Annotated in this window: 5 protein-coding genes; 1 reads left to right on the forward strand and 4 read right to left on the reverse strand. The window is 35.8% G+C overall.

The window, feature by feature from the left end; all coding sequences use genetic code 11:
- Positions 1-11: 11 nt before the first annotated feature.
- Positions 12-3,068, reverse strand: a complete 3,057-nt coding sequence (locus tag BZG01_RS07755; protein ID WP_101309261.1) for a SusC/RagA family TonB-linked outer membrane protein — start codon at positions 3,066-3,068, stop codon at positions 12-14.
- A gap of 359 nt (positions 3,069-3,427) precedes the next feature.
- On the reverse strand, positions 3,428-7,465 hold the full coding sequence (locus BZG01_RS07760; RefSeq protein ID WP_101309262.1) for a hybrid sensor histidine kinase/response regulator transcription factor: 4,038 nt from the start codon (positions 7,463-7,465) through the stop codon (positions 3,428-3,430).
- Between the two features lie 271 nt (positions 7,466-7,736).
- On the opposite strand from BZG01_RS07760, the gene BZG01_RS07765 reads away from it, so the two are divergent.
- Positions 7,737-8,795 carry a M24 family metallopeptidase gene (locus tag BZG01_RS07765; RefSeq protein WP_101309263.1) on the forward strand — a complete coding sequence of 353 codons (1,059 nt, stop codon included), beginning with the start codon at positions 7,737-7,739 and terminating at the stop codon, positions 8,793-8,795.
- Between the two features lie 78 nt (positions 8,796-8,873).
- Here the strand turns inward: BZG01_RS07765 and BZG01_RS07770 are convergent, their stop codons facing one another.
- On the reverse strand, positions 8,874-9,995 hold the full coding sequence (locus BZG01_RS07770; protein WP_101309264.1) for an aldose epimerase family protein: 1,122 nt from the start codon (positions 9,993-9,995) through the stop codon (positions 8,874-8,876).
- Positions 9,996-10,173: 178 nt separating this feature from the next.
- A complete protein-coding gene (locus BZG01_RS07775; RefSeq protein ID WP_101309265.1) occupies positions 10,174-11,886 on the reverse strand; it encodes a ribulokinase in 1,713 nt (570 codons plus the stop codon).
- Positions 11,887-11,918 lie beyond the last annotated feature (32 nt).

Here is an 11,918-nt window from a genome sequence, read left to right on the forward strand (position 1 = left end):
ATTCTCAAATTTTAAAAGTTAACAGAAAGTCCAATTGTGTATGAACGTACAGTAGGATACTTATCACGACCATCAATACCTGGAGCTAAGAAATTGTTATCAACTTCTGGATCCAGACCGGAATAACCTGTGATACAGAAAAGGTTTTGACCCGATACATAAACACGGAGGTTATTCACATAACTTTTCGCTTTAGCTGAAAGAGGAATGGTATAACCCAAAGTTGCGTTAGATAGTTTTACAAAATCACCATTTTCAATATGATCGCTCCATACACCTTGCGACATAGAATTGGTCAAGCCTACCTGCAGCTGACTGCCTGTTTCGGGATTAATAACCGCTGCACCGGCAGCATCAACTGCACCATACAAATTGGCCGCCGACTTTAAACGGTTGTAGGCAATAGAGTTATTTTCATAAAAACTACGCTGAGAATTCAGAATCTGATATCCGAACTGACCGGTAAACTGAAGATTAAGATCGAAACCTTTGTAACGGAAAGTATTGCTCCATCCGGCATAAATTTGCGGTAGACCATTTCCCAAACGCTGACGGTTTTTTTCTTCGTTGTATTTGGTGTCAAATTCCTTAACACTCCAAGTGTCATCATCATTCTTCACTTGAACCAGCACAACACCGTCCTTACTTACTCCAACAGATCTTAATCCCCAGAAATCACCAAGACGATGACCTATCTCCATTGCATGAGTTGCTACAGAAATTGGATCACCAACCCCTCCAACTTCAGAGAAATTATCAGTTTCGTACAAATCATTTGATAAACTCAAGAGCTTATTCTCATTATGAGAAAGAGTTAGGGTAGAATTCCATTCAAATTCGCTTGTTTTAACAGGAATTGCATTTACCATTACCTCAATACCATTATTACGCATTTGACCAACGTTAGCTGTCGTAACATCATACATATTAGGAGGCACAGGAACAGCGTAATCATAAAGTAAGTCAACCGTTTTCTTTGTATACACATCAATGGCTCCACTCAATCGTGAATCAAGAACAGCCCAGTCTAAACCGATATTCCATTCGCTGGTTTTTTCCCATTTAAGATCGGGATTCGGATTTTGAGCTACTTTCAATGAAGGTGTCCACTTACCGTCTGTATTTAAATGTTTACCATATGCGTCATAGTCGAATGTGGTAAGAGACAAATAAGAATCAGTTGGAATAACACCGGTTACACCATAACCCGTGCGAAGTTTTAAATTTGTTAACCACGAAATGGATTTCATGAAATTTTCGTTACTAACTGTCCATCCTAATGATGCTGCCGGAAAATTACCCCATTTATTATTTTCACCAAATTTTGACGAACCTTCACGACGAAAACTTACCATTGCATTAAAACGATTGTCATAACCATAAGTTGCACGTCCGAAAAAACCAACTAATTTATCGTCTCTCTTGTCAGAAGCCATGCCTGCCACATGGTCTTCATCTGACAGATAAGTACCTTGTCCTAAATTATTATACAAATAAGATTCTGAAGGAAAATTAGAGTTCGATGCGCTAAATCCATCGTGAACGTTATATAAATAGCTATAACCTACAATTGCACTTATACGACTCTTTTCAATTGAAAAATCGTAGCTGGTAGTAAGTTCCAGATTATCACTAACATCGTTACCCGATGATTTTGAAGCAGAACCTTTTATACCACCTGTAGCCTGAGTATAATACTGGCTGGTATAGTATGTTTCACCAGTTGTTTCTATTTCTTTTTTTGACAACATCAGATTGGTTTTCCAGCCTTTAATCGGCTCAAAAGTGATATTACCGGTTACACGCGCATATTTAGTACGGGTATCTCCAATCATTTCATTTTGAATGGCAACCGGATTAAAATATTGAAAACGACTAAATTCTTCGAAATAAGTGCCATCTTCATTGTAAACAGGTGAGGAAGGATTACGTATTAAAGCCTGACGATACACGTAATTATTGTTGTTATTTGTGTTCTTATGAGTCGTGTAAAGTACATTAATATTGAACTTCAGAATGTCATTCATCGCATATTGACTAAAGTCCATCTGGGCTTTAATGTCATTGCTATCACTCTTACGCATTATTCCTTCTTCGTCCGAAAACGTAATGCTAGCAGCGTATGTCGAAGATTTAGTACCACCTGTCAAACTCAGCGAATGATTTTGCGTATAGCCTGCTTTTCTGCTAACAGCCTCCAACCAGTCTGTATCATAACCTCCATATTCGAAATTAGTGCGACCATAAATAATATCATTAGTATCCATAAAATCGAGAGTCTTGTACCATTCTGATAATGAGACATAAGCAGAATAAGTCGCGGTTGCCTGAGAATCGCGTTTACCCGATTTAGTACTAATAATAATTACTCCGTTGGCACCACGCGTACCATAAATAGCTGCAGCCGAAGCATCTTTTAAAACGTCGATTGAAGCAATATTTTCGGGTGCTACTGTAGTTAACGACCCCTCAATTCCATCTACCAATACAAGTGGTTGAACACTACCTTTAATCGTAGTAATACCACGAAGCATTATGCTTGATGTTGCATTCGGATCACCTGAAGATTTAGTAATGCTCAAACCGGCAATTTTTCCTTTTACAAGCTCGGCGGCATCACCAATTTTACCAACAATAAAATCTTCTGATTTTACACTGGTTATCGCACTAGTTACATCCCCTTTTCGCTGGGTTCCATAACCAATTGCCACAACCTCTTCCAAGCCAACAAAATCAGCTTCTAAATGCACTTCCTGCTTTGGCATTTCTTTTACTACATTAATATCATAAGTTTTATATCCAATAAAAGATATACTTACAATATCACCCACTTTTGCATCAAGATTAAAATATCCTTCAGAGTTAGTAATGGTACCAATTGTTGTACTTTTAATAAGAACAGTAACTCCAGGTAAAGGAGAACCTATTTCATCCAAAACAATTCCTTCAACTTTTTCCTGGGCTAAGCCAATAGTTGAGGAACAAAACACAACACTTAGAAATAATAAAAACATCAACTGATAATGTTTTAAATTACTTCTACTCTTTTGTTCTAGTTTTTTTCTCATACGTTTCTAATTTTATAAATAGATTTAGGATCATTTTGATATTTCAAAGATGTATTTACAATGACAAAAGTGCATGCACGTATGTTGAAATAACATACACACATGTGTAATTGAAAGTAATACGACAATAAATACTACTGAATATCAATATCTTGACCAATAAAACTATGAGCTTTCGAGATATTACAATATGGAAGATAAATGTCTGACAAAGACAGAAGATGAAATTCATTGAAATCGATTCCGAAAAAATAGAAATTATGCAGTTCAAACTTCAATTGAGAAAAAAAATCAATAATAAAAACTCAGAATTTTAATGATGCAGGAAGTCTCTTGTCAAAAAATAAGGAAAATGAAAACTAAATTTCAAAATAATCACGCGGAGATTTCCCGAAAAATTCTTTAAATCTTCGGCTAAAATAGGCAGGATTGGAAAATCCTGTTCGATAAGCAGCTTCAGAGATATTACATTTCCCATCAGAAATTAATTTCACAGCCTCTCTTAACCGAACAGTACGAACAAATTCAGTTGCCGAACAATCCGTTATTCTTTTCAATTTAATATGCAAAAGAGATCTGCTAATCCCCATTTCCTTTGTGATAAAAGAAACATCCATTGAAGATTGATCTAAATTTTCAATGATAAGAGAAGTAAGACTCTGAACAAACTCACGATCCGATTCAGAATGAGTTATGTCAGCAGGTGCAATAAAGGCATCTTTCTTAAATCGCTCAATAACATTTCTTCTGGTATTTAATATATTACAAATATTCTGACTTAATATCTGTGGGTAAAAAGGCTTCTCAATAAATAAATCAGCACCCGTTTTTAAACCGATGTATTCATTATTAGTTCCTCCTTTTGCAGTTAATAAAATTATTGGAATGTGCGATGTTTCAATATTGGTTTTTATTCTTTTCGTTAGTTCCAAACCGTCAATTCCCGGCATCATAACATCACTAATAATGAGTTCCGGAGCACATTCAGCAATTCGGATCAGCCCCTCTTCACCATTTGAAGCCGTTGTTACATTATAATCTTCCTGAAGACTTTCACGAATAAATTCAAGCAATTCCAGATTATCATCAATGACCAAAATGGACGGCGAATTTTTTATTTGTTCCGGTTTATCTGCCAAAGCATAACTCTTATGATCGTCTTCCACTTCAATATCCTCAAGAATACTTCTCCTGCCGCAACAGTCTGTCAATTCATCATCAGAGTAATCCGATTCAGATACTGGTAGTGAAATCGTAAATTTAGTCCCCTCCTGAAGTTTACTTTCTACAACTATACTTCCTTTATGAAGAGTAACCAATCCCTTTACAAATGCCAATCCAATTCCCGATCCTGAATAAACTTTGACCTTATCTTCGGCTTGAAAATACCTGTCAAAAATTTTATCAAGCTTATTGGATTCTATTCCATGTCCAGTATCCAACACCGACAACACAAGAGTCTGTTTCAATTCTTTATCTAAACAAATTTCGTTTTGCACCTTTCCGGTCAGTCTGATTGAATCACCCTTGTCTGTAAAGTTGAAAGCATTGGATAATAAATTAACAAGCACCTTTTCCATTTTAGAATAATCAAACCATACTTCGGAATCAGAACCTTCTGTATCAAGGATAAGATCAACACCTTTCATTTCAGCTGTAGTCGAAAATGATTCCTTCAAGTCCTGTAAAAGAGTATTGATATTGTTTTTGCTGACCTGTAATGTTTCTTTTCCCCGCTCTACCTTTCTAAAATCAAGCATTTCATTTACAAGCCGTAATAACCTTTTTACATTTTTTTCAATCCCAATAAATTTCTGTTTTACCGAAAAACTGATATTCTCATTTTCAATCATATTCGAAAGAGGACCAATAATTAATGATAAAGGAGTTCTGAATTCATGTGAAATATTAGTGAAAAATTCAAGTTTTGCCTGATTCAACTCTACGGCATATTCTTTCTCACGTCTTTCCAGATTAGCAATAGCCTTAGATTTTTGAATGCGGGAACCAACAAAATAAATACCTGTAAATATGAAACAAACAATAAAAAAATAAATTAGATAACCCCATATGGACAGATAAAATGGCGGTTTAACATGGATATTGATTGATCGTTGATGATCGCTCCATTCCGATTTATCGGTAGAAGCCTTAACATGAAGAGTATAATTTCCCGGACTAAGATTGGTATAGGTAGCAAACCCCCTGTTTCCAACGTAATTCCATGATTTATCAAAATTCTCAAGATAATAAGCATACTGACACTTACCTTGATTTTCATAGTTTAGTGCAGTATAACCTATTGTAAAAACATTTTCTTTATATTTTAAGTTGATTTCAGATGATCTGTTCAGTGATTTTTTAAGCGGTGAATTAACACCAGGAACTACAGCTTTATTGAATAGCTGCATTTCGGTAAACACAACATCCAGAGGTTTAGATTTAACTTCTTCTCCCGATTCATAAAATGAAACCATCCCATTATTTCCACCAAAATATATGTTCCCACGACTATCCTTATACGAAGCTCTGTAATTGAATTGTTCAAAAGGAATGCCTGAATCAAGATCAAATAAAGTGTATTTCTTTGATTCAGGATTGAATTTAACCAAGCCCTTATCACTGCTGGCCCAAAAATCACCATTTTCTTCTTCTTCCAAACCAAAAATCCACGAAACAGGAAATCCATTATCATTATTGAATCGAACCACTTTATCATTCGCTTCATCGTAATAACAAAGTGCCTCATAAGAGTCACCTATCCAAACTCGTCTTTTTGAATCTATTTTTACAAAATTTATTCCTTTCATAAAAGGAATCTTATCAAATTTTGACAGCGTTTGATCCTGCACGTTATAACGATACACACCTGTAAATGATGAAAGCCAGATGTATTCACCGGCATCACACATATATTCGATTTGCACTCCGCCCAATATTTCTTTAAAAAATGGAGATATCGACTTGCTTATTGTATTAAAAACTGCAACACCACTACTTGTTGAAATATAGATCAGATTTCCCTTTTTCAAAAAATGATAAATATTATCGGAGGGTAATAAAGGGTGATTTTTTGTTGTTATGTATTCAAACCGACCTGTTTTAGTATTTAAAATATTAATCCCATGGGTATAGGTTCCAATCCATAATCTTTCGGGGGATTCAAAAATTAGACAGTGCAAATTATTAAAATTCAAGCCATTACCCTCTACGCAACTTTGGAATTTCGTTATCTCTCCAGTTGAAATATTCATTTTATTCAACCCCATATCTTCAAGGCCAATCCATAGATCTCCTTTCTGATCTTCAACCAAACAACTAACTACATTACCTGATAAATCTCTTGTACCAGTTCCGGCCTTCCATTTCTTAAAAAACCTTGAATTAGAACACCATAGATTTATCCCCCCAAAATAGGATCCAAACCAAATATTTCCACTACTGTCCTTAAAAGCATTATATATCGGATTGGTATTGATTCCATCAGGATTGGTCAGATCAAACTGCTGATAGGTGAATTTCTCTGTGGCTGGTGACCAAACACACAGTCCGTTTTCGGTCCCCATCCAAACCCTTCCAATCGAATCTTCAGCCAAACAATGCACCATATTGTGCAATATATGGCGCGAACCTTTTTGTTCTTCTGAAAAATGAATGTATTGCCCATTCTCTATATTAATCCGGCAAATACCGGTATTAGAGGTTGCCAGCCAGATCTTATTGCTGCTATCTAAAAAAAATCCCAAAAAGGATTCTCCTTTCGCCTCTGGGGGTAAGTCTATCCCCTTCACAAATCTCTTATCAAGATCTATAACATATATGATCGAATTCTCTGTTAAAGCAACAATTTTATTGTTTTTTTCCCTAACATCAACAATTTTCGTATCCTTAGGTAAGACCGCAAATTTAATTTTATCTTCCAGATTTATACATTGACCACTTTCACCGTCAAAATATTTTAATTGCTGCTGAACACATAACCATGCACCTCCTTCAGTTGGAACAATAATCTCCAGCCCCTTTATTTCATTTAATGGTTCATAGGGTTTAAAATATTCATTATTAAAATCAAATTGATAAAACTTTCCTTTAATTGTTCTACACACTAAAATTGTATCACACAATACAAAAATTTTATCACTCTGTATATCCGAATACTTACCATCATCAATGCATTGAAAATTTTCAAATTTATTTCCATCAAACCGACATACAGAGCTTCTTGTTGCAGCCCAGATAAAACCATCCTGATCTTGTGTTATACTCTTCACATAGGATGATGGCAATCCATCCACATTTGTATAATGAACAAATTTTAAGAAATCATTATCCGCTTGAGCTAAATTTCCCAAAGTTGAGCAAACGAAAGCAAAAACAATTAAAATCATTCTATTCATACAAATAAATATTATTTTAATAAAAGCCCTAACACCCCATATAACTACCTAAACACAAGACTTTAAATTGGAATTTAAAGGTACTAAATACGTTTTAAAACATCGTAATTTTCTTGAATCTTTTACTCTCTGTTTCTAATATAGATATATTCTTTCTACAGCGGAAAATAAAACACCTATATAAGTTTGGTACACATTTGTTGCAGTTGTGAATTTGAATTTTTATTTACTTTACATAGAATCTACATCAAGCTCATTTGAAAATATAAACATGGAAAGAATACAAAAAGCACTTCAGCTATTAAAAGAACAGGATATTGATGCTTTACTGGTTACCTCCGAATCAAATGTTACCTATTTATCGGGTTTCACAGGAGATTCATCACGCTTGCTCATAGCAAATCAATCCTGTTATCTGATAACAGACCCCAGATATACTGAACAGGCCAAAAATGAATGCTATAAGGATATAACTGTATTTGAATGGATTAACGACAAGAGATACAATTCTTTAACTTATGATTTTCTCATTAAATCCTTACTCATTCAAAGAATTGGGTTTGAAAGTAATCATATCACATTTCAGGAATATTCTGAAATTAATGGTGAAAAAGTTCCTACTCAAAATTTAGTGGAACAGATTCGTATTATAAAATCCAAAGATGAAATTGAAAATCTGAGAAAAGCCAGCCAAATTTCCGATAAGGCACTTGAAAACACACTCTCTTTAATAAAAGAAGGAGTTATGGAAATTGATATCGTTGCTGAACTTGAATACAACCTTAAAAAGTGCGGCGCAGATAATCTTTCTTTTGAAACGATGGTGTTGTCAGGAAAAAGAACTTCCCTGTTACATGGGAAACCAGGTAAAAAACGTGTCGAAAATGGTGATTTAATCCTGTTCGATTTTGGTGCTTTATACAATGGCTATCATGCAGATATAAGCCGAAGTTTTGTTCTTGGACAAGTAAACGATCAGCAAAGAGAAATTTACGATTGTATAAATAATGCCGGCCAACTAGCCATCAATTCAATAAGGGAGGGAGTTGAGGGAAAAGAAATTGCTGAGATGGTGCGAAAACAAATACCTTCTAAATATTTAGAATATTATTATCCGGGAATTGGTCATGGAGTTGGATTGGACATACATGAACCCCCTTTTATCAGAGACGATGCATCATTTACATTTCAATCGGGCATGGTGATCACAATGGAACCTGGAATCTATATCCCCGAATGGGGTGGTTTGCGTATCGAAGACTCTCTATTGGTAACAAAGGATGGATGCGAACCTCTCAATTTATTCGAACGAAATTTAATTGAATTGTAAACTCTTTTACTCGCAATAGAAATAAAACAGGCTGAATCCATTACAGATTCAGCCTGTTTCACTTACACTAACTAAAAATTATTTGCTTGAAAATTTGTAAATACAAATTGAATAATACTCTTCTCCCGGTGTAACTGTCACATCAGGAAAGTTTGCCTGATTTGGGCTGTCTGGGAAATGTTGTGTTTCCAAACAAAATGCAGTTCGAAAATCATATTTCTTATTCCCTTTACCAACAACTCCATCTAAAAAATTACCACCATAAAACTGAATTCCAGGTTCATTGGTATAAACTTCCAGAATTCTTCCCGATGATGGCTCAACCACTTTTGCTGCTAAAGTCAGCTTTTCGTCTGATTGATTCAACACCCAATTGTGGTCGTAACCTTTACCATAGCTTAACTGCGTTTCATCATTATCAACACGTTCGCCAATAGCAGTCAAATTATTAAAATCGAATGCTGTTCCTTTTACAGGTAAAATTTCACCTGTTGGAATTAAACCGGCATCAACGGGAGTGAAAGAATCAGCATTGATCATTAACTGATGATCGTTAATTGTTCCTGCTCCTGCTCCTTTAAGATTAAAATAAGTATGATTGGTAAGATTTAAAACCGTAAGCTTATCTGTTGTTCCAAAGTATTCGATTTTTAATTCGTTATCATCTGTGAACTGATATCTTACTTTTACATCAACATTACCAGGGTATCCTCCGTCCATATCGGCTGAATGAAGGCTAAACTCCAAAGTTTGCTTATCAATTTGATTCACATCCCAAATTTGTCGGTAAAAACCATTTGATCCACCATGCAAATGATTCTCTCCATTGTTTGCTTCAAGCTGATATTCGATTCCATCCAGAGTGAATTTAGCCTGACCAATTCGGTTTCCATAACGACCTATTGTTCCCCCAAAAAAATATTCTTTTTTATCTATAAAATCCTTTCCTGTTCCATATCCAACAGCAACATCAGCAAAATTTCCGTTTTTATCCGGCACCCATAAACTAACAACTCTTGCTCCAAAATTTGTTAACTGACAAACCAGACCATTCTTATTAGTTAATGTAAAAAGTTCAACCTTTTTTCCATTATAATCACAAGAAAAATCTGTTTCAGAAATCAATTCCTTTTTTTGTGGCTTCTGACAACTCATCATAACAGGAATAATTACAACACATAACACATTTAATAGTTTCATAATATTTAGTTTATTGTTATCAATTTCTTCTCATTGCATAAATCCTGAAAAGATCAATATTAATCGATTCTAAATTCACCACTAATTTTTAAATGAAGCTTGCATAAACTCCGAAATGTTACAAAAAAACCGAGGGAATGAAACTTAACATTTCCCCCTCGGTTTCCCGCTAACTAATCTAACTAATTTGTCCTGTTGTTTCAACTATTTTATCTTTTCCAAACAATTCCTGCTCGGTGAAAGTTCCTAATTTCACATACTTTTCGTAAATCTCCAGATACTTTTTAGCGTGATCCGGATTAGGTATGTATTCCATATCAAAACCTTGCCCCATTGCTTTTTGAGCTTCTCCTACTGTTTTATAAACTCCGGCAGCAACAGCGGCAAACATTGCTGCACCGCAAGCACATGTTTGCTCGGTACGCGCAATTTTTATCGGCATATTCAACACATCGGCTAAAGTCTGCATCACAAAAGGTGACTTCTTAGCTACTCCACCTAAACCAATTATTCCTTTAATCTCAACACCTTCACGAACAAAACGATCGACAATAGCTTTTGACCCAAAAGCAGTTGCTTCCACCAATGCTCTAAAAATACGAGGTGCCGATGAACCCAAAGTTAAACCAGCAATAGAACCAGTTACTTCCTGACTTGCATCTGGAGTGCGTCGTCCGTTCATCCAATCAACAGCCACAATTGTAGATTCTTCGATTGAAATTTTTTCAGCTTCTTTGCTTAACTCCGGAATAATCTTCGAAATAGCTTCATCAATCAATTTTTCACGGGTTTCCTCATCAATCAAAGTCGTTTTTGAAAGGATATTTTCGATTGGCCAGGCAACAACATTTTTAAACCATGCATACAAATCACCAAAAGCTGATTGTCCTGCTTCCAACCCAACATAACCAGGAATTACCGAACCATCTACTTGTCCGCAAATACCAGGAATCAATTTATCACCAATCTGATCGTAAGAAGCGATCATGATATCGCAGGTTGAAGTTCCTATTGCCCGTGCCAATACGTTTGGAGTTACCTCGCCCCCAACAGCACCCATGTGGCAATCAAATGCTCCAACTCCAACAGCTACGTCGGTGCTTATACCCAAACGTTCAGCCCATTCTGGAGAAATTTTCCCCACAGAAACATCACTCGTATAAGTTTCTTTATATAACTGATCGCGGTAACCCTTTAATAAAGGATCGAGACTGGTCAGAAATTCCTCTGAAGGCAATCCATTCCATGACTCATGCCACATTGCTTTATGACCTGCTGAACAGCGGCTGCGCACCACTTCTGTTGGCTTCAGTTTTCCTGTTAATACCGCCGACATCCAATCGCAATGCTCTATCCAGGAAACTGCTTTATCCCGTATGGATTCATCATCACGCAATACGTGCAGCATTTTTGCCCACACCCATTCCGAAGAATATATTCCACCTTCATATTGAGAATAATCAACATCCCATTTTTTCACCAATTCGTTAATTTCGGCAGCTTCCTTAACTGCAGTATGATCCTTCCACAATACAAACATTGCATTCGGATTTTCTGCATATTCAGGCAATAAAGCCAAAGGAGTGCCATTTTCATCCGTCAACACAGGAGTACTTCCTGTTGTATCAAATGAAAGCCCCACCAGACTTCCGGCAACCCCTTTTGGCGATTTTTCCAGAGCATCTTTAATCAGATACTCCATAACTTCTATATAATCCAATGGATGTTGGCGATATTGATTCTTTACAGGATCACAATACTTACCTTCCATCCATCGGGGATAATTCATAACCGACGATGCAATTTCTTCTCCGGTAGCAACATCTACTACAACAGCCCTTCCTGAATCTGAACCATAATCAAGACCTATTACATATTTCTTTGCACTCATAAACTGTATTTTTAATCATTAAATCAAAGCAG

This window comes from Labilibaculum manganireducens (assembly GCF_002843385.1).
In the GTDB taxonomy this organism is placed as follows: Bacteria; Bacteroidota; Bacteroidia; order Bacteroidales; family Marinifilaceae; genus Labilibaculum; species Labilibaculum manganireducens.

Bases quoted from the DNA above. Each gene is read 5' to 3' on its own strand.
- BZG01_RS07755 (WP_101309261.1), bottom strand. From the start codon at position 3,068: ATGAGAAAAAAACTAGAACAAAAGAGTAGAAGTAATTTAAAACATTAT.
- BZG01_RS07760 (WP_101309262.1), bottom strand. From the start codon at position 7,465: ATGAATAGAATGATTTTAATTGTTTTTGCTTTCGTTTGCTCAACTTTG.
- BZG01_RS07765 (WP_101309263.1), top strand. From the start codon at position 7,737: ATGGAAAGAATACAAAAAGCACTTCAGCTATTAAAAGAACAGGATATT.
- BZG01_RS07770 (WP_101309264.1), bottom strand. From the start codon at position 9,995: ATGAAACTATTAAATGTGTTATGTGTTGTAATTATTCCTGTTATGATG.
- BZG01_RS07775 (WP_101309265.1), bottom strand. From the start codon at position 11,886: ATGAGTGCAAAGAAATATGTAATAGGTCTTGATTATGGTTCAGATTCA.